General features: G+C 73.5%; 19 protein-coding genes and 1 riboswitch. Of the genes, 11 read left to right on the forward strand and 8 right to left on the reverse strand.

What is annotated here, in order from left to right:
* Positions 1-86: 86 nt before the first annotated feature.
* The gene (gene rlmD / locus Q7L65_RS25485) at positions 87-1,463 is read right to left on the reverse strand and encodes a 23S rRNA (uracil(1939)-C(5))-methyltransferase RlmD (RefSeq protein ID WP_304725928.1); all 1,377 of its coding nucleotides are present in this window, start codon (positions 1,461-1,463) and stop codon (positions 87-89) included.
* A gap of 24 nt (positions 1,464-1,487) precedes the next feature.
* Between rlmD and Q7L65_RS25490 the strand changes: the two genes are divergently transcribed.
* Positions 1,488-3,071, forward strand: coding sequence for a hypothetical protein (locus Q7L65_RS25490; RefSeq protein WP_304725931.1), 1,584 nt, complete (start codon positions 1,488-1,490; stop codon positions 3,069-3,071).
* 45 nt (positions 3,072-3,116) lie between these two features.
* Positions 3,117-3,551, forward strand: coding sequence for a GFA family protein (locus Q7L65_RS25495; protein ID WP_304725934.1), 435 nt, complete (start codon positions 3,117-3,119; stop codon positions 3,549-3,551).
* Between the two features lie 87 nt (positions 3,552-3,638).
* Here the strand turns inward: Q7L65_RS25495 and Q7L65_RS25500 are convergent, their stop codons facing one another.
* Together Q7L65_RS25500 and argF are read right to left on the reverse strand one after the other, a co-directional pair.
* Positions 3,639-4,835, reverse strand: a complete 1,197-nt coding sequence (locus tag Q7L65_RS25500; protein WP_304725936.1) for a hypothetical protein — start codon at positions 4,833-4,835, stop codon at positions 3,639-3,641.
* 68 nt (positions 4,836-4,903) lie between these two features.
* Complete coding sequence (gene argF, locus Q7L65_RS25505) at positions 4,904-5,776, reverse strand: ornithine carbamoyltransferase (RefSeq protein WP_304725938.1); 873 nt, start codon at positions 5,774-5,776, stop codon at positions 4,904-4,906.
* 23 nt (positions 5,777-5,799) lie between these two features.
* Here argF and Q7L65_RS25510 point away from each other — a divergent pair, with 23 nt between their 5' ends.
* Complete coding sequence (locus Q7L65_RS25510; RefSeq protein ID WP_304725940.1) at positions 5,800-6,498, forward strand: endonuclease/exonuclease/phosphatase family protein; 699 nt, start codon at positions 5,800-5,802, stop codon at positions 6,496-6,498.
* Positions 6,499-6,534: 36 nt separating this feature from the next.
* Here the strand turns inward: Q7L65_RS25510 and Q7L65_RS25515 are convergent, their stop codons facing one another.
* The 5 genes from Q7L65_RS25515 to thiO all read right to left on the reverse strand — a co-directional run bounded on the left by Q7L65_RS25515 (position 6,535) and on the right by thiO (position 11,231).
* On the reverse strand, positions 6,535-8,385 hold the full coding sequence (locus tag Q7L65_RS25515) for a hypothetical protein (protein ID WP_304725942.1): 1,851 nt from the start codon (positions 8,383-8,385) through the stop codon (positions 6,535-6,537).
* A gap of 120 nt (positions 8,386-8,505) precedes the next feature.
* Positions 8,506-9,006 (reverse strand): ester cyclase, encoded by a 501-nt coding sequence (locus Q7L65_RS25520; RefSeq protein ID WP_304725943.1) that lies wholly within the window; start codon positions 9,004-9,006, stop codon positions 8,506-8,508.
* A complete protein-coding gene (locus Q7L65_RS25525; RefSeq protein WP_304725947.1) occupies positions 8,999-9,856 on the reverse strand; it encodes a thiazole synthase in 858 nt (285 codons plus the stop codon). Before Q7L65_RS25525 ends, Q7L65_RS25520 begins: the two co-directional genes overlap by 8 nt.
* A 2-nt stretch (positions 9,857-9,858) precedes the next feature.
* Complete coding sequence (gene thiS, locus Q7L65_RS25530) at positions 9,859-10,065, reverse strand: sulfur carrier protein ThiS (RefSeq protein ID WP_304725949.1); 207 nt, start codon at positions 10,063-10,065, stop codon at positions 9,859-9,861.
* Positions 10,062-11,231 (reverse strand): glycine oxidase ThiO, encoded by a 1,170-nt coding sequence (gene thiO / locus Q7L65_RS25535; protein ID WP_304725952.1) that lies wholly within the window; start codon positions 11,229-11,231, stop codon positions 10,062-10,064. The genes thiS and thiO overlap by 4 nt, the downstream gene beginning before the upstream one ends.
* Positions 11,223-11,335: riboswitch (TPP riboswitch) on the reverse strand. It overlaps the preceding gene by 9 nt.
* 60 nt (positions 11,336-11,395) lie before the next feature.
* Between thiO and Q7L65_RS25540 the strand changes: the two genes are divergently transcribed.
* From Q7L65_RS25540 to Q7L65_RS25575, 8 genes are all read left to right on the forward strand, one after another.
* Entirely contained in the window at positions 11,396-12,358 is a 963-nt protein-coding gene (locus Q7L65_RS25540; RefSeq protein ID WP_304725955.1) for a hypothetical protein, read from the forward strand.
* A gap of 75 nt (positions 12,359-12,433) precedes the next feature.
* Positions 12,434-12,943 carry a DUF1269 domain-containing protein gene (locus Q7L65_RS25545; RefSeq protein ID WP_304725958.1) on the forward strand — a complete coding sequence of 170 codons (510 nt, stop codon included), beginning with the start codon at positions 12,434-12,436 and terminating at the stop codon, positions 12,941-12,943.
* Positions 12,944-13,041: 98 nt separating this feature from the next.
* Positions 13,042-13,722, forward strand: coding sequence for a thiamine phosphate synthase (gene thiE, locus Q7L65_RS25550; protein ID WP_304725960.1), 681 nt, complete (start codon positions 13,042-13,044; stop codon positions 13,720-13,722).
* Positions 13,706-14,323 (forward strand): hypothetical protein, encoded by a 618-nt coding sequence (locus Q7L65_RS25555; RefSeq protein WP_304725962.1) that lies wholly within the window; start codon positions 13,706-13,708, stop codon positions 14,321-14,323. The genes thiE and Q7L65_RS25555 overlap by 17 nt, the downstream gene beginning before the upstream one ends.
* A 100-nt stretch (positions 14,324-14,423) precedes the next feature.
* Positions 14,424-15,797: a dihydrolipoyl dehydrogenase gene (gene lpdA, locus Q7L65_RS25560; RefSeq protein ID WP_304725964.1), complete on the forward strand. Its 1,374-nt coding sequence runs from the start codon at positions 14,424-14,426 to the stop codon at positions 15,795-15,797.
* Between the two features lie 55 nt (positions 15,798-15,852).
* On the forward strand, positions 15,853-16,473 hold the full coding sequence (locus tag Q7L65_RS25565; protein WP_304725968.1) for a DsbA family protein: 621 nt from the start codon (positions 15,853-15,855) through the stop codon (positions 16,471-16,473).
* Positions 16,470-16,721, forward strand: coding sequence for a hypothetical protein (locus Q7L65_RS25570; RefSeq protein WP_304725970.1), 252 nt, complete (start codon positions 16,470-16,472; stop codon positions 16,719-16,721). The genes Q7L65_RS25565 and Q7L65_RS25570 overlap by 4 nt, the downstream gene beginning before the upstream one ends.
* 149 nt (positions 16,722-16,870) lie before the next feature.
* A complete protein-coding gene (locus Q7L65_RS25575; protein WP_304725972.1) occupies positions 16,871-18,199 on the forward strand; it encodes a dihydrolipoamide acetyltransferase family protein in 1,329 nt (442 codons plus the stop codon).
* The last annotated feature ends 51 nt before the right edge of the window (positions 18,200-18,250 follow it).

Genomic DNA, 18,250 nt, shown 5'->3' on the forward strand with positions numbered 1-18,250 from the left:
TGGGCGCGGCGGCGCCCCAGCCGCGTGCCGCGCGGCGCGCGCCCGCGCGGTCGGCTGCGAGCGGCGCGGCCCGCGCGCGGGCTCGGCTACGCGCGCTCGAGCAGCGCCACGCACTCGATGTGCGGCGTCTGCGGGAACATGTCGACCGGGCGCACCTTGCGCAGCACGTAGCCGGCCTCGACGAACTGGGCCGCGTTCGGCGCCAGCGTCGTCGGGTTGCAGGAGATGTAGACGAGCCGCTTGGGCGACGCGTCGATGATCCGTCTGACGACCTTCTGCGACAGGCCCGCGCGCGGCGGGTCGACGACGACGACGTCGGGCGAGCCGGCCTTGTCGACCAGCAGTCTCAGCGCCGTGCGGACGTCGCCGGCGAAGAAGTGCGCGTTGTCGATCTCGTTCAGCCTCGCGTTGTTGATCGCGTCGGCGATCGCGTCCTCGACGATCTCCAGGCCCCACAGCTCGCCCGCGCGCGGCGACATCGTCAGGCCGACGGTGCCGATGCCGCAGTAGAGGTCGTAGAGGCGCTCGAAGCCGGCCAGCGCGGCGTAGTCGGTCGCGATCCCGTAGAGCTTCTCCGACATCTCCGTGTTGACCTGGAAGAAGGCGTGCGGGGAGACGCGGTACGTCATCCCGCTCAGCTCCTCCTCCAAGTACTCTCTGCCGGCGATCAGCGTCGTGTCGCCGCTGGTGGTCGTCTCGCCGAGGCCGTCGTACTGCGTCCACAGCAGGCCGTCGCAGTCGATCGCCTTCGCGAACGCGTCCTGGTCGAGATCGTCGCCCGGCATCGTCACGAGGCGGACCTGGAACTGGCCGGTGCGGCGCCCCTCGCGCACGACGCAGTTGCGCAGGAAGCCGCGGCGGGTGCGGCGGTCATACGCCGTCAGCCCCTGCTCGCGGCAGAATCTGAGGACCTGGTCGCGGACCGCGTTGCCACGCTCGGACGCGAGCAGGCAGTCGTCGATCTGGACGATTCTGTCCCACTCGCCGGGCGCGTGGAAGCCGAAGATCAGCTCGCCTCTCTCGGCCGTGCCCTCGGTCCCGAACGAGTATTCGAGCTTGTTGCGGTAGCGCCACGTCTCCAGCGCCGGCACGATCGGCTCCAGCTCGAAGCCGGCCAGCTTGCCGATGCGGCGCAGCGCGTCGTCGACCTGCTGGGTCTTGATCTCCAGCTGCTTCTCGTACGGGAGGATCTGCCACGGCGCGCCCGGATGCTGCGCGACCGGCGCGATCCGGTCGGGGCTCGGCTGCAGCACCTCGAGCGTTATCGCCTCGCCGTAGTCGCGCTTGGTCTTGGTGACCTTCGCGCGCACCTTGTCGCCGGGGATCGCGCCCTGCACGAACAGCACGTAGCCGTCGTGCCGTGCGACGCCGTTGCCGCCGAAGGCGAGGCTGTCGATCGTCAGCTCCAGCTCGATGAAGCGGTCGGGCCGCTTCTTGCGTGGTGTCGTGTCGGGCGTGCTCATGAAGAGGCTTAGGATGGCAGGGTCGTGGACCTTGGTGCATATCGAGTGCAGGCAGAGACGTTCGTCGCCGAGCTGGGCGACGAGTACCACGCGCACTACGCGGGGCTGCGCGACGGGTTCGAGGTCGACGCGATCTACGCGCGTCACGCGGCGCTGTTCGCTCCCGCCGCCGTCGACGCGCTGCGCGTGCTGACCGCCGCCGCCGACGACGCGGCGGGCGTGCGCGACGACGAGGCGCGGCGACTGCGGATGCTGCTCGACTTCGCCGTCGAGGGCTGCGTCGGCCTCGCGACCGCACCGGCGGCGGAGGCGATCGCGCAGCGCGAGGCGTCGCTGCGGCTCGACGTCGGCGGAACGATGCTCGGCTTCCGCGAGTCGAGCACCGTGCAGGCGAATGAGCCGTCGCGCGAGCGCCGGGCGGAGATCGAGGCCGTGCGGCTGGAGGCGACCGAGACGCAGCTGAACCCGCTGCACCGTGAGGCGCTCGCGCGCACGCGCGACGTCGTGCGCGAGCTGGGCTGGTCGAGCTACCGCGCGCTCTGCAGCGAGCTGAAGGGCTACGACCTGGAGGCGCTGTCGGACGGGACCGCGCAGTTCCTCGCGGCGACCGACGCCGCGTACGCGGGCGTGGTCGAGCCGGCCCTGGCGCGCGTGGTCGGCGTCGGTCTCGGCGACTTCGCGCGCGCCGACCTGCCGTGGTTCTTCCGCGCGCGGGTCGACGACGACGCCTTTCCGGCAGAGCGGCCGCTGGAGGCGTACGGCGCGACGCTCGCGGGGCTGGGGCTGGAGCCGACGGCGGGCGGGCGGATCGCGCTCGACGTCGAGGCGCGGCCGCGCAAGTCGCCGCGCGCCTTCTGCGTCCCGGTCCGCGCGCCGCAGGACGTGCGGCTGGTCGTGGCGCCGGTCGGCGGTCGCGACGACTACGTCGCACTGCTGCACGAGGGCGGCCACGCGCAGCACTACGCCCACGTCGAGCCGGCGCTCCCGTTCGAGTTCCGTCAGCTCGGCGACAACGCGGTGACCGAAGCGTTCGCGTTCCTCTTCGACCACCTCACCGAGGACCCGCGCTGGCTGCGGCGGCGGCTCGGGGTGGGGAGCGGCGGGCGCGGGGCCGCGGCGGGCGCGGGTGCGGCAGGCTCTGGCTCACGCGGGGCCGTGGCCTCCACCGCGGCGGAGCGCGACGACGACCCGCTCGCCGTCCACGCCCGCGCCGCGCGGCTCGTCTACCTGCGCCGCTACTGCGGCAAGCTCGCGTACGAGTCGGTCGCGCATGGCGAGGCGCCGCCCGACGACGCGGCGCTTGCCGACGTCTACTCCCGCTCGCTGTCGAGCGCGGTCGGCGTCGCGTGGCCGTCGGCGACCTACCTGGCGGACCTCGACCCGGGCTTCTACGTCGCCGCCTACCTGCGCGCGTGGGCGTTGGAGACGCACCTGCGCCGCTGGCTGGAGCAGCGCTTCGGCCCCGACTGGTTCGCCACGCCCGCCGCCGGCGAGCTGCTGCGCGGCCTCTGGGCCGACGGCCAGCGCCTCAGCGCCGAGGAGCTGCTGCACACGCTGACCGGCGAACAGCTCGACCTCGCCGTGCTGGTCGCCGATCTGGGGTTGTGAAGCGTCGCGCGCGCCGCGGGTGCGAGGGGCGCTAGGTTGGGGTCGATGAGTGAGGTTGGCGGTGATGACGACATGGCGATGACGGGTGGGTGCAACTGCGGAGCGGTGCGGTTCGCGGTCACGGCTCCGTTCGAGTCGGCCGGCTACTGCCACTGCCGGCGCTGTCAGCGCCGCACCGGGACGGGGTCGTCGATCGGCGGGACGGTGGCGTCGTCGGCGTTCGCGATCGTGCAGGGTGCGGAGCATGTGCGGACGTGGCGGCCCGAGGACGGGTGGGCGAAGTCGTTCTGCGGCGCGTGCGGCTCGCACCTGTTCTCCGGCGGCGTCGACGGCGACGCGCTCGTCGGCGTCCGGTTGGGCGCGCTCGACGGCGACCCCGGCATCCGCCCGCAGTGGCGCCAGTGGGTCGGCTCCGCGCTCCCGTGGGAGCCGATCCCGGACGACGGCCTGCCGCGCTACGAAGGCCGCCGGACGGACTGACGAACGCGAACGGCGGCCGATCGCTCGGCCGCCGTCGTTGAAGCACTGCTCGGCGACCGCGGGGCGGGCGCCGGGATGTCGTGGTCGTCAGCCGAGTCTGCCGACGGCTCTGCGGGCCTTATCGGCGGTCGCGGCGAGCTTGTCGACGGCCTCGGCGCGGCGGGCCTTCGCGCTCTTCTCCTCGAGCTTGCGCGAGAGCGCGTCGAGCTGATCGATTCCCTTGCCGAGCAGCTCGTCGAGGTTGCCGAGCACGTCGTCGGTCTGCTCGCGACCGCGGCGCACCAGCTCCGAGACGAGGTCGTTCGCGTCTCCTCTGGTGACACGGCCCCTCTCGACCGCCTCGTCGAGCGTGCCCTGGATCTTGTCCGCGGCGAGCAGCACGAGGTTGAGCGGCTCGAAGACGCGATCCGACAACTGCTCGCGCAACGTGCCGACGAGCTGCGCGAGCGGGTCGCTGTCGCCCTTCGCCGCTCTCACGCTCGCAGCTGCCTCGTCGACGCCAGCCGTCGCAGCGGCGGCCGACGGGCCGGCCGGCGGGGTTCTGGCAGCGGTCGCTCTTCTCGCCGCAGGTCTGCTCGCGGCGGCTCTTCTGGCCGCAGGTCTGCTCGCGGCCGCTCTCCTGGCCGCCGGTCTTCTGGCCGCAGCTCTTCTCGCCGCGGGCACTCTTCTGGCGCTGGCTCTCGCGGCGGCCGGCGCTCTTCTCGCCGCGGCTCTCGTCGCTCTCGCCGCCGACGCTCTTCTCGCGGAGGCGGCGCTCGCCGCCGGTCTGCTCGCGGTCGCTCTTCTCGCTGCGGCGCCGCTCGCGGCAGTCGCGCTTCTCGCGGCTCTGGCGGCCGGTGCTCTTCTGGCCGCGGCCGCTCTTCTCGCCGCTCTCGCGGCCGGTGCTCTTCTCGCGGCGGTCGCTCTTCTCGCCGCTCTGGCAGCCGGCGCTCTTCTGGCCGCGGCCGCTCTTCTCGCGGCAGGCGCTCTGCTCGCGGCAGCTCTTCTCGCCACGGCTCTGGCAGCGGCCGGCGTTCTTCTCGCCGCCGCGGGTCTACTCGCGACCGATCTTCTGGCAGTCGTCGCTCTACTTGTCGCTGCTCTGATCGCGGCGGCTGCTCTTCTCGCGGCCGGTGCTCTTCTCGCGGCGGCCGTCGCGGCAGACGCTCTTCTCGTCGCGGCTCTCGCGGCGGCCGGTCTTCTGCTGGCCGTCGCTGCTCTTGACGTCGCTCTCGCGGCCGCCGGTCTGCTCGTCGTCGCTCTTCTCGTAGCGGCGGACGATGCGGGGGACTTCGGCTGCGGCATGACGGCTCCTCAGAAGCAGGATGTAACGGGCGGTCGGCGCGAGGCTACCGCAGCGGCACGTCGACCAGCTACCGCAACAGCAGTTCGAGCAGGGCTTTTTGTGCGTGACGACGGTTCTCGGCTTGGTCCCAGATGCGCTGACGCGCACCGTAGAGCACTTCCGCGGTGATCTCGTCACCAGGGTGCGCGGGCAGATCGTGAAGCGCGATCGCACCGGGCGCGGCGAGGTCCAGCAGCGCGTCGTCGACGCGGTAGGACGCAAGCGCGGCGCGGCGCGCGGCGGCGGTCTCCTCGTCGCCCATGCTGACCCACACGTCCGTATAGACCGCGTGCGCACCGGCGACCGCGCTGGACGGATCTTCGAACAGCTCGGCGTCGGCGGTCGGCTCCAGCTGGTAGCCCTTCGGCGAGGCGACGCGCACCTTCACGCCCGCGAGCGAGCCCAGCAACGCGAGCGAGCGGGCGACGTTGTTGCCGTCGCCGACGTAGGCGAGCACGACGCCGTCGAGCGCGCCGAACGCCTCCTTCAGCGTCATCAGATCGGCCAGCGCCTGGCACGGGTGATGGTCGGCGGTGAGCATGTTGAAGACCGGCACGCTCGCGTGCGCGGCCAGCTCCTCCACAAGCGCGTCCGCATGCGTGCGGATGCCGAACGCGGCGACGTGGCGCGACAGCACGTAGGCGGTGTCGCGGACCGGTTCGCCGCGGCTCAGCTGCATCTCGTCCGGGCGCAGGATGACCGGATGACCGCCCAGTTCGAACACACCCGCCTCGAACGACAGCCGCGTGCGCGTGGACGGCTTCTGGAAGATCAGCCCGACGCTCTTGCCGGCGAGCGCGCGCGAGGAGAGCGGCTCGGCCTTCAGCTCGATCGCGCGATCGACGAGCGCGAGCAGCTCGTCTCTGCTCAGTTCCGTTCCGGTGAGGAAGTGGCGCGGCACGCGCGCCAGTGTACGGTCACTCGATGGCCGTGCGCGTCGTGACCTGGAACCTCTTCCACGGACGCTCCGTCCCACCGCATGATCGCAATCTGTTCGACCTTTTTGCAGATCAACTTTGCACCTGGTCGTGGGATGTGGCACTCCTGCAGGAGGTCCCGCCATGGTGGGGACCGTTGCTGGCGACCGTCTGCGAGGCCCAGCAGGCGACCGCGCTGACGTCGCGCACCCAGCTGCTGCCACTGCGACGCGCGATCGCCCAGCGCCGGCCGGAGCTGATCAAGTCCGGCGGCGGCGGCGCCAACGCGATCCTCGTGCGCGGCGCGCGGATCACCGCGCACGCGCGACGGCGCCTCTGCCTGTGGCCCGAGCGGCGCGTCGTGCACGCAGTCCGCGACGAGCACGGCCGCTGGTTCGCGAACCTGCACGCGACCGTGCACCACGACGCCAACGCCCGTCGCGACATCGCGAACGCGGCCGCCGCGGCGCTGCGCTGGGCGAGCGGCGCACCGCTCGTGCTGGGCGGCGACCTCAACGTGCGCGATCCCGAGCTGCCCGGCTTCGCGCGCGGCGCGAGCCACGGCGTCGACCACGTCTACGTGACGGGCGGCTTCACGCGCGCGGCCCCGCGCGAGCTGCTGGAACGCGGTGCGCTGTCAGACCATGCGCCGGTGCTGGCGACGCTCGGCGAGCCCCCGCGCGCGACGGATCTGGGCGGGGCGTGACCGGTCAGCGATCCGTCGCGGAGCGAGGCGTGACCGTCAGCGCCCGGCGCCGCGCCGCTCTCCGGGCAGCAGCGTGAACGGGACCCGCGCGACAACCTGCTTCGGCTTCGCGCCGCGGCCGCCGACCGACGACGCGCGCACCAGCAGCCGGTAGCGGCCCGGGCGCAGCGGCCGGCCGCTGCCATCACGGCCGCCGATCGCGATCGCGACGCGGCCGGCTCTGCGCACGTGCACACGCCGGACGGTCGCGCGCGCGGGCCGCAGGTGGCGCCAGCCGCCCGCGACACGCGGCTGCAGCGTGACCGCGATCGCGGCGGGCGCGGTCACGCGCAGCCGCAGGTTCGCCCGCTGACCGAGCGCGAAGCGGTGCGGCGTCAGCCGCACGTCGCGCAGCGCGAAGCGCGGGCTCGGGGCGATCCTTCTCGGCACTCGCGGCGCTCGCGGCGGCGTCGGCGGCGTGCTCGGCGGGACGACGGGCGGCTCCCCGAACGGGTAGCGGTAGGGCAGCGGGCAGCCCGACTCGTCGACATGCCGCGCCGCCGCCAGCTCCGCCCCGTGCCAGACGAGCAGCCGTCTGCACGTGTAGCCGAGCCGGACGAAGGCTGGCCCGCTCGCCTGCTCGCCCGTCTGCGAGACGGTGAGCGGCGATCCCTCCTGCGCGCCGTCGGAAGTGAGCTGCTGCAGCTCGACGCGGCGCGGACCGCCGGCCGCGCCGACGTCGTACGCGAGGCCCTGTCTGCCGCTCAGGAACGTCGTCAGCGCAAGTCTGCCGATCGTCTCGCCCGCGGCCACCGGCCCGACGGTCTGCGGCGACGAGGGCCAACCGTCACCGGCGACCAGGCGCACGCGGACGCGATCGCCCGGCGCCTCGGTCCAGGCAACGCCCCATACCCACGGCTGCTGCGGCCAGAAGGCCTCGTCGCCGACGGTCGCGGCGAGCGGCCGTGCGGCAAGGTCGCCGTCGGTCCCGACCTGGCTCAAGCGCAGCACGTTTCGCGTCGGCGCACCGCCGGGCGCGAGCGTCCGCGCCAGCACCTCCTGCTCGTCGCTGCCGAGCAGCGGCGGGTCGCTGCCGCGCCACACGACCAGGTAGCCGAACCACGGCATCCCTTCGATCGCGAGCGACCCGACGGCGTCGCCGGCCGGGTCCGACAGCTGCAGGGCCTCCGGCGCGATGCGACCCTGGTCCGGATCCCAGCCCTGCACGACGACCTGCGCGCGCCCGGCGTCGCCGGCGCGCACGCCGCGCCAGGTGACGAGCGCGGTGCGGCCGTATCCCTCGTGCACGACCGCGACCTCGTCGATCCGTTCGTGGGTCGTCTCCGACAGCGTCACGGGCGGCGCCAGCGGCGCGCCGTCCTGCGCGATCCGGCGACCGACGACGCGCTCGCCGTCGGCGTCGCGCGCGACCCAGACGACGAGCCACTCGTTCGCCTCCTCCGCGGTCGCGTCCGCGGACGCAGCGCCGACGGCCGATGTCGCGGCGATCGCGTCCGCCGAGGCGGCGACGGCGGCTGGCGTCATGATCGGCGCCTGCCGCTGGCGATAGGCGAACGCCACGCCGGCGTCCTCGCCCGCTGGGACGCTCGACGCGTCCGAGACGGTGACGTCCTCCCCGACCACGCTGCCGGACTGCGGCGCGAGGCGGCGCACGACGAGCTGCGGCGTGTCCCCGCCGACCACGTGCGGCAGCAGCGTCTCGCCGAACGGCGCGCCGAGCGGGAGCGACCCGATCGCGGGCGAGAGCGGCACGGGCAGCTGCAGCGGCGGGCCTTCGAGCACGGGGTCCGGCGGGTCGTACGGCGGATCGGCCGAGGCGGCGGCAGGTCCGATCGAGCAGCAGACGACGGCTGCGATGACGGCGGCGGCGATTCCGTGGCGCGGCACGAGAGGGTCTCCTGGAGGCGACGAGCGAGGTGGTGCGGCGAGGGTAGCGGCGCTGCGCCAGCGGATCGATCCCTAACGCTCAGCGCACCAGCCGTTCGATCCCGAGCGCGGCGCGGCGCGTCAGCCGCGCGCCCGCAGGCCGAAGCCGCGCAGCGTCAGCAGCGCCTTCTCGCCGAGCGTGCCGTGTCTGGGCAGCACGCCGAGCTGCGTCGCGGCCTCGTAGAGGTCGTAGAACGCGCGCACGCGCAGCAGTCTGCCGGCGCGCAGCTCGCAGTAGAAGACGCAGTGGATCACGACGAAGCGGCCGGTCGCGGGCAGCCCGTCGACCGACTCGCGGTGGGTGCCGGCGAGCTTCGCCGGCGCGGCCAGGTAGCGGCCGTCGGTGAGCCGCTCGCCGGCACGCTCCAAGCGCACGTCGGGGAAGCCGCTCCACAGTCTGCGGGCGAGTGCGCCCAGCTCCTCGACGCCGATCAGCGGGCCCTTCGTGAGCGGGTCCTCGTAGTGGACGTCGGCGTCGCAGAGCGGCGCGAACGCCTGCGCGTCGCGACCCGACCAGGCCGCCTCCCAGCCATCCAGCAGACGGTCCGCGGGACGACGGTCGACGGCGTCCCCGTCAGGCATCGGCCGCCGGCGCGCTGAGTCCGAACTCGGGCATCCCCGCGTCGGGGGTCGACGCCTCGGCGTGCAGCCGCCGCGGGATCCGCCCGGCGGCGCGCGCCAGCCGCCCTGCCGCGACCGCGCCGCGGATCGCGACCGCCATCGCGCGCGGGTCGTGCGCGCGGGAGATCGCGCTCGCGCACAGCACCGCGTCGCAGCCCAGCTCCATCGCGAGCGCGGCGTCGGAGGCGGTCCCGACGCCGGCGTCGAGCACGACCGGCAGCTGCGTCCGCTCGCGGATGATCGCGATGTTGTACGGGTTGTTGATCCCCATCCCGGAGCCGATCGGCGAGCCGAGCGGCATGATCGCCGCGCAGCCGACGTCCTCCAGCCGGCGCGCGAGGATCGGGTCGTCGGTCGTGTACGGCAGCACGACGAAGCCGTCGTCGACGAGCTGCTCGGCGGCCGTCAGCAGCTCCGGCGCGTCGGGCAGCAGCGTGCGGTCGTCGCCGATCACCTCGAGCTTGACCCAGTGCGTCTCGAACGCCTCGCGCGCGAGCTGCGCGGTCATGACGGCGTCGCGGGCGGTGTAGCAACCGGCCGTGTTCGGCAGCACGTCGACGCCGGCGTCGTGGATCACGTCCATGATCGAGCCGCGCGCGGCCGGGTCGACGCGCCGCAGCGCGACCGTCACCAGCTCGCTGCCGCTGACGCGGATCGCGTCGGCCATCGCCTCCAGCGACTGGAAGCCGCCGGTGCCGAGCAGCAGCCGCGAGCTGAACGTGCGGTCGGCGATTCTCAGCGGGTCGGCGGCGGCGGCCGCGTCGAGCGCGGACGCGGGTGCGAATGTCGGGGCTCTCTCGACGATGCTCATGATCATCCTCCCTGGATCGCCATAACGATTTCGACGCGCGCGCCGTCGGCCAGCACCGTGCGCTCCCACGCACCGCGCGGGACGACCTCCTGGTCGACGGCGACCGCGACGCCGCGCGCGTCCGGCGCGACGCCGAGCAGCGCGACCGCGGCGACGACCGTGGCGCCCTCCGCCAGCTCCTTCGGCTCGCCGTTGAGGCGGATGGTCATGCGGCGATCTCCTTCGTCGTGTCGGTCTCGGTGAAGCGGTCGGGCGCGAACGGCGCGGCCAGCTCGCCGAGCGGCTCACCGGTCAGCGACGCCAGCAGCAGGTCGGCGGTGACGGGCGCGAGCAGGATCCCGTTGCGAAAGTGCCCGGCGGCCCAGTGCAGGCCGTCGAGCGCGCCGCGGCCGAGCGCCGGCGCGTTGTCGGGCGTGCCGGGCCGCAGACCCGCCTCCAGCTCCTCCAGCACCAGCTCCGAGATGCCGGGCACCAGCTCGGTCGCGTCGCGCAGCAGCTCGAACACGCCGCCGGCCGTGACGTCGGTCTCGAAGCCGCGGTCCTCCATCGTCGCGCCGAGCACGTAGCGGCCGTCGCCGCGCGGCACGAGGTAGCCGGGGTCCATCCGCAGCACGCGCGTGATCAGGCCCGGTCCGGCGGGATCGCGCAGCCGCAGGATCTGCCCCTTGACCGGCCGCACGGGAACGCGCGCCGCGTCGGGGATGCCGCCGAGCCGCGGCGTCCACGCGCCGGCCGCGACGACGACGTGCTCGGCGAGGAGCTGGTCTCGATCTTCCAGCTCGACCCCGGTGACCTTGTCGGCGCTGCTCGTCAGGTTTGCGACCGCCGCCCCCGTGCGCAGCACCCCGCCCGCGCGCTGAAACGCGTCGGCGAGCGCCGCGGCGAGCGTGCGCGGGTCGACCGCGTGGTCGTCGGGGGCTTCGAGCGCGAGCCGCAGCGTCGGCGCGAGGCCGGGCTCGCGGCGACGCGCCTCGCTCGGCAGCAGGCGCTCCAGCGCGAGGCCCATCTCGGCGCGTGCGACGCGCTCGCGGTCGAGCGCCTCAGCCTCGTCGCGGTCGCGCGCGACGGCGAGCGTGCCGCAGCGCAGGAAGCCGGCAGGCAGCGGCGTCGCCTGCTCCAGCTCGGCGACGAAGTCCGGATAGCGCGCGGCGCTCGCAAGCCCGAGCGCGAGCAGCTCGCGCTCGGCGACGTGCGCCTCGCTGACCGGCGCGAGCATTCCCGCGGCCGCGTGCGTGGCGCGCTGGGCGACCTGCGCGTCGCGCTCCAGCAGGAGCGTGCTCAGCCCGCGCTGCTGCGCGCGCCAGGCGACGGCGAGGCCGATGATGCCGCCGCCGACGACGGCGACGTCGAAAGTTGGGTGCGATCGATGGGGCACGAGCCTCCTTCCCTGCGCCGGCATTATCCGGATCAGGTCGTGACGGTCGGCGGTGCGTGCTCACCGCCCTCTCAGCCCGCTGATGGGCTCCCGTGCCGACGATGGTAGCGCCCGGACGGGCAAGCGCGGTTGCGCGCCAGCTCGCGCTCCGTCACGATTCGCGGATGGATCACGCGATGGGGGGCGTGCCCGCGACCGCGGCGCACGAGGGGCAGCCGCAGCGACCGGGCTGGTGGTGGACGATCGGCAACCTGCTGCTGGCGTATCTGCTGACGCTCGCCGGCTTGCTGCTCGTGGTGGTCGCCACGTCGCCGTTGCACGTCGACATGTCGCTGGCGGTGAACCGCGATTGGCCGTGGGCGCCGAGCGGCGTGTGGGCGATCGCCGCCGGCGCTTCCCCGGCGCTGCTCGTCGCGGTCCTGTTCGCGCTCTTCCTGCGGTTGATGGTCGAGTGGCGCAGCGATTGGAAGCTGCGGCTGGCGCCGGTCGTGCTCGTGACGTTCCCGCTGTTCCTGCTGTCCCCGCCGGTCAGCAGCGAGCCGCAGTCGCAGCAGCAGGGGTTCTGGGCGTTCGTCGTGCTGCTCGTGGTCGTGCGGCAGCTCGCGATCGTGCCACAGCGCGGGGCGTGGCGCCCGTCGCGGCCTCTTCTGGTCGCGCTCGGCACCGCGGCCCTGCTGCCGACGCTCGCAACGATCGCCTACCGGCCGCTGCACCCGCTCAACGTCCAGGTCGGCGACCGCCAGCCGGGCGGCGGCCCGCACTGGAGCTTCGGTGACGGCTCGTCGTTCGAGGTCCCGTTCGCGATCTCGAACGAGAGCTTCGCGGACACGCGGGTCCTGTCGATGACACCGGTCGCCTCTGGCGCACCGGTCGTGGTGCAGCTCGACAACTACAGCGGGCGCACGTTCCGGTTCGAGGACATGTACGTGCCGTTCCCGCCTGCCGGCATGCCGGCGACGGCGGAGGGTTCGCTGACCGGCCGCGTCCGGCTCGCGCCCGGCACCTGCAGAACGCCCGGTGCCCATCGCGCCGAGCTGCGCGAGCTGGTGCTGGTGGTCGAGACGCTCGGCCTCACGCGGACGCAGCGGATCCCGGTCTCGCCGACCGAGTCGCTGCACTGCGGCTGAGGCGTCCGCGCTACAGCTTTCGCCCCGATCTGCCGACATACCTGTTCGCATGCAATTCGATTGCTGGAGCGAGAGATGAGCGAGACGTTTGTGCTGGTCGGCGCGTACGAGCGCGAGGCCGACGCGCAGGCCGACTACGAGGCCGTGCGCGAGCTGCACGCCGCCGGGCTCGTCGGGACCTACGACGCGGCGGTGATCCACCGCGACGGCGAGCACCACGTGCACGTGCGCCGGCACGAGAAGCCGACGCAGCACGGCGCCTGGACCGGCCTGGCGGCCGGCGCGCTGCTGGGGATCCTGTGGCCGCCGTCGCTGATCGGCACCGCGCTCGCCGGGGGCGCCTTCGGCGGCCTCGTCGGCCACTTCTGGCGCGGGCTGCCGCGCAAGGAGCTGAAGGAGCTGGGCGAGACGCTCGACGAGGGCCAGGCCGCCCTCTTCGTCGTCGGCGAGGCGACCGTCGAGGAGGCCGTCCGCGCCGCCGTCAAGCGCGCCGACAAGATCGTCTCCAAGGAGCTGAAGGCGGAGGCGAAGGAGCTGCAGAAGGCCTTGAAGGAAGCGGAGCAGGAGCAGGCCGCGCAGGCCTGATCCGGGCGCGGCTTGCCGTGGTCCCCCGCGGCGCGTGGGAGTGAGAGCGCGCCGCGGTGGAGCACGGCCGGCCGAGTCGCTGCGAAGATGAGGGGCTGATGCCCCTCTCCTCCGGCACCGAACGGCGCGCGCGCCTGGCCGCTGCGCGCCTCTACCTCGTCTGCGATTCGCAGGGCGACGGACACGACCTCGCCGCCTTCCTCGACGCCGCCCTGCGCGGCGGCGTCGACCTGATCCAGCTGCGCGACAAGCACGGCGACGAGGAGACGATCCTGCGCGCGGCGGAGGTCTTCCGCTCCGCCGCCAGCACGCACGACGCGCTGTTCGTGCTCAACGACCGGCCGGACCTGGTCGAAGCGACCGGCGCCGACGGCGTCCACGTCGGGCAGGACGACATGGGCGTGCCGCAGGCGCGCGTCGCGGTCGGCGACGAGCGCATCGTCGGGCTCTCGACGCACACGCCCGCGCAGGTCGACGCGGCCGCGCAGGACGACGTCGACTACTTCGCCGTCGGCCCCGTGCACGCGACGCCGACCAAGCCCGGCCGCCCGGCCGTCGGGCTGGAGCTGATCGAGCACGCCGCCGGCGAGCCGCGCCGGATCCCCTGGTTCGCGATCGGCGGCCTCGACGCGACGAACCTGCCCGCCGCGGTCGCCGCCGGCGCACGCCGCGCCGTCGTCGTGCGCGCGCTGACGCAAGCCGGCGACCCGGAGGCGACGGCGCGCGCGCTACGTGCAGGGATGGAGCCCGCGGAGGTCCCCGGTGGCGCAGCAGCGTAGACGCAAGCGCGGCAGCGGCAGCGCGGGCGCCGCGACCGGCGGGCTCGCCGACACGCCCGCGCTGGTCGAGGACGCGAAGCCGCGGCGCGCTCGCGCCGGCTCGCCCGCGGCCGCGCCGCCCGCGACCGCCGACGGCGCGCTCCAGGACGCCCCGGTCGCCGGCGAGAGACGACCCAGCCGCACCGAGCGGCGCAACGCCGAGGCGCGCGCGGCGCTCGTGCCGCTGGCGGAGGGCGAGCGGCCCGGGGCGGTCACGGTCGCGGCGATCGTCTCGGTGGTGCTGGCCGCGCTCGTGCTGATCGGCTACTTCTCCGGCGCGCGCGTCGGCGGCGAGGGGTCGCTCGGCGGCGCGCTGCTGCTGAGCGCGATCCTCCTGCTCGCCGCCTGGGGGATGTGGACCGTCCGCTACTGGGCGGTGCTCGGCTTCGAGGCGCTGCTGGCGTTCCAGATCGTGATCGCGTCGCTGTCGCTGGCGGTCGCCTCGAACTGGTGGGCGGCGCTGCTGTGCGTCGCGCTGATCGGGCTCGGCGGCTGGCTCTTCTGGAAGCTGATCCGCGCGATGGCGCGGATCCAGATGCCCGAGCGACGCCCCGCTGCGTGAGCGCCGCCCGGCCCGTCAGCGCCGCTGACGCGACCCGCCGCGGGCGCTTCTGCTAGGCGCACGGCGTCTTCAAAGGACGTTCGTATAGTCTCGAATCACCATGCCCGACACTTATGACTGCATCGTCATTGGGTCCGGTCCCGGCGGCTACGTCGCGGCGATCCGCGCGGCGCAGCTCGGGTTGCGGACCGCCGTCGTCGAGAAGGACCAGATCGGCGGCCGATGCCTCAACTACGCCTGCATCCCTGCGAAGGTCGTCCTGCGCTCGGCTGACATCCTGTCCGAGGTCGACGAGGCCGCGGAGTTCGGCATCGACGTCCCGGCCGGCCGCACCGTCGACTTCGACAAGGTCCAGGAGCGCCGCAAGAGAGTCGTGAGAACGATGACCGGCGGCGTCAGCGGTCTCTTCAAGAAGAACAGAATCGACGTCATCGAGGGGACCGGGAAGGTCACCGCCGATGGCAAGGTCGTCGTCGGCGACACGACCTACGAGGCCTCCAAGGGCGTCATCGTGGCGACCGGGTCGATCAAGCGGCCGATCCCCGGCACGACCTTCGGCGGCCGCGTGATCGGCACCGAGGAGGCGTGGGCGCTGGAGTCCCTGCCGAAGACGCTCGTCGTCGTCGGCGCCGGCGCGTCCGGCTCCGAGATCGCCTCCGCGTACGCCCGCCTCGGCACCGAGGTGACGCTGTTCGAGGGCCTCGACCGCGTGCTGCCGACCGAGGACGCCGAGATCTCCAAGCTCGCCGAGCGCGGCCTCAAGAAGCAGGGCATGAAGATCCACACGAGAACGTTCGTGGAGAACGTCGAGACCGGCGACAGCAGCGTCAGATTCACGTTCAACGGCGAGGCCGGCGAGGCCGAGTGGCTCGTCATCGCCGCGGGCCGCGGTCCGGATGCCGACGCGCTCGGGCTCGACGAGGCCGGCATCAGGCTGACCGACAGAGGCCTGATCGAGGTCGACGGCGCGCTGCGCACGTCGGTCAGAGGCGTCTGGGCGATCGGCGACATCGTGCCGGGCCCCGCGCTCGCGCACAAGGCGTCCGACGAGGGCATCATCGCCGCCGAGGACATCGCCGGCATCAGAACGCACCCGATCGAGTACATCGACATCCCGCGCGCGACGTTCTGCACCCCGAACGTCGCGAGCTTCGGCCTGACCGAGGCGCAGGCGCGCGAGGCGGGCTACGACGTCGTCGTCGGCAGAGTGCCGTACGGCGCAGTCGGCGCCGGCACCGTCTACGGTGACCGCGCGGGCGTCATGAAGATCATCGGCGACAAGAGATACGGCGAGCTGCTCGGCGGCCACATCATCGGCGCGAAGGCGACCGAGCTGATCCAGGAGCTCGTCAACGCGAAGTCGCTCGAGGGCGGCTACCCCGAGGTCGCGCGCATCGTCCACGGTCACCCGACGCTCTCCGAGGGCGTCATGGAAGCCGCGCGCGACGCCGACGGCTGGCTGATCCACGGGTAGGAGCAGCATCTTGGTGCCGGAGCCTTCACTTCCGGTCACGCACCATCCCGCGGCCGTGTCCCCTGCAGAGGGGGCGCGGCCGCAGTTCTTCTACGACCTCGGCGACCCCGAGTCCTATATCGCCGCGGAGCGCGTGATCGCGTCGCTGCCGATCGTGCCGGAGTGGATCCCGATCTCCGCCGACGGACTGCCCGAGGGCAGGGTCTCCGAGCGGCCCGGTCGCCGCGTCGCGCTGGAGGCGCTCGCCGCCAGACGCGGCCTGCAGCCGCTGCGCTGGCCGGCGCACTGGCCCGGCGAGACGCGCCGCGCGCTGATCGTCGCGACCTACGCGAAGCAGCTCGGCCGCGTCGTCGCCTTCTCGCTGGCGGCCTTCAGGCAGGCGTACGCGGGCGGCCGCGAACTGGCCGACGACGAGACGCTGCTGATCGCCGGCGCCGCCTGCGAACTGCACCCCAACGCGGTCGCCAAGGCGCTGGAGCGCCCGGCGCTCGGCTCCGCGCTCGACCTCGCGACGGTCGCGGCCGTCGCTGCGGGGGTCAAGCGCGTGCCGGCGCTGACGTGGGAGGGCCAGGTCTTCCACGGCGACGCCGGCGTCGGCGTGCTCGCGGACGTGCTCGAGACCGAGATCGCACGGGCGGCGGCGATCGCGGAGGCGCTCAGATCGGCGGACGCATGAAGGCCAATCGCGCCTACGAGCTGATCGTCGCGCGGGAAGGCCGCGGGCCGGCCTTCCTCGCCGCGCCGGACCGCACCGACCGGATCGAGGTCGTCGAGATCGACAGCGGCGAGGCGGTCCTGTTCTGGGAGCTGGAGCCACGCGCCGCGTCGCGTCTGGCACGGGCGCTGCGCGAGGACATGGGACGGCTGGAAGCGGACGACTTCATCGCCGCCTGGCGCGCTGCGCAGGAACGCGGGGGGCGGTAGCTCCCACCCCCCGAGCTGAGGAGATCGCCGCGACGGCGGGCATGGCCGAGAGCGTCTGCTCCGCTATCGTGGCGAGCACGGCCGATATCAGATCGGCACAGGAGAAGCGTAGGTCGTATCGAAAGGAACCCGCCGTGCCGGATGTCGTGATGCCCCGCTTGTCGGACTCGATGGAGGAGGGCACGATCATCAAGTGGTTGAAGGCCTCCGGCGACGAGGTGCAGCGTGGCGAGGAGATCGTCGAGATCGAGACCGACAAGGCCAACATGACCTACGAGGCGGACGCCGCGGGCACGTTGGAGATCATCGCCGAGGAAGGCGCGACGCTGCCGATCGGCGATCCGATCGCGCGCATCGGCGACGGCAGCGAGCCGGCGCCGGCCAAGAGAGAGGCGCCGAAGGCCGCCGCTGCCGCGGCCGCCGCTGCGACGGATGCGCCCGCCGCGCCTGCCGAGACGGCGACCGAGACCGTCGCCGCGCCCGCTCCCAGCGACGACTCCGGCGCCAGCAACGGCGACGGCAACGGCCGCGTGAAGGCCTCGCCCGTCGCGCGCCGACTGGCGCAGGAACTGGGCGTCGACCTCGCTGCCGTGTCCGGCACCGGCCCCGGCGGCCGGATCGTCAAGTCCGACGTCGAAGACGCCGCCGGCACGGCGAAGTCCGCTCCGGCGGCCGCCGCGGCCGCGGCCGAGCCGGCGCCGGCCGCAGAGGCTGCGCCCGCCGCCCCCGCCAAGCCCGCGAAGGAGATCCCGGGCCCGGTCGTCTCCGGCGACTCCGGCAGCGGCAAGGGCGAGGTCACGATCGTCGAGCTGACGCGCACGCAGACCGTGATCGCGCGCCGCATGGCCGAGTCGAAGGCGACGATCCCGGACTACACCGTGACGACCGAGGTCGACATGGAGGCCGCCGTCTCGCTGCGCGAGCAGATGAAGGCCGCCGCGACGGAGAACCTGCGCGCACCGTCGTTCAACGACATGGTCGTGAAGGCCGCGGCGCTCGCGCTGCGCGAGTTCCCGAAGGCCAACGGCGGCTACAGAGACGGCAAGTGGGAGCTGTACAGCCGCGTCAACGTCGGCGTCGCGGTCGCGACCGACGACGCGCTGATCGTCCCGACGGTGTTCGACGCCGACAAGAAGGCGCTCGGCGAGATCTCGCGTGACGCGCGCGCCCTCGCCACGCGCGTGCGGGCCGGCAAGATCACGCCGCCGGAGCTGTCGGGCGCGACCTTCACGGTCTCCAACCTCGGCATGTTCGGCACGACCGAGTTCACGGCCGTGATCGTCCCGGGCCAGGCCGGCATCCTGTCGGTCGGCGCGCTGCGCGACGTCCCCGTCGTCAGAGGCGGCCAGGTCGTCCCCGGCAAGCGCATGAGCATCACGATCGCCGCCGACCACCGCATCCTCAACGGCGCCGAGGCGGCCCAGTTCCTCGCCCGCGTTCGCGAGCTGCTCGAAACGCCCTTCTCCCTGGCGTTCTAGCGCCGCGGCGACCGAGGACCGAAGGATCGCTGCGGTAGAGCAGCAGCGATC

Source organism: Conexibacter sp. CPCC 206217 (assembly GCF_030646165.1).
GTDB lineage: Bacteria > Actinomycetota > Thermoleophilia > Solirubrobacterales > Solirubrobacteraceae > Conexibacter.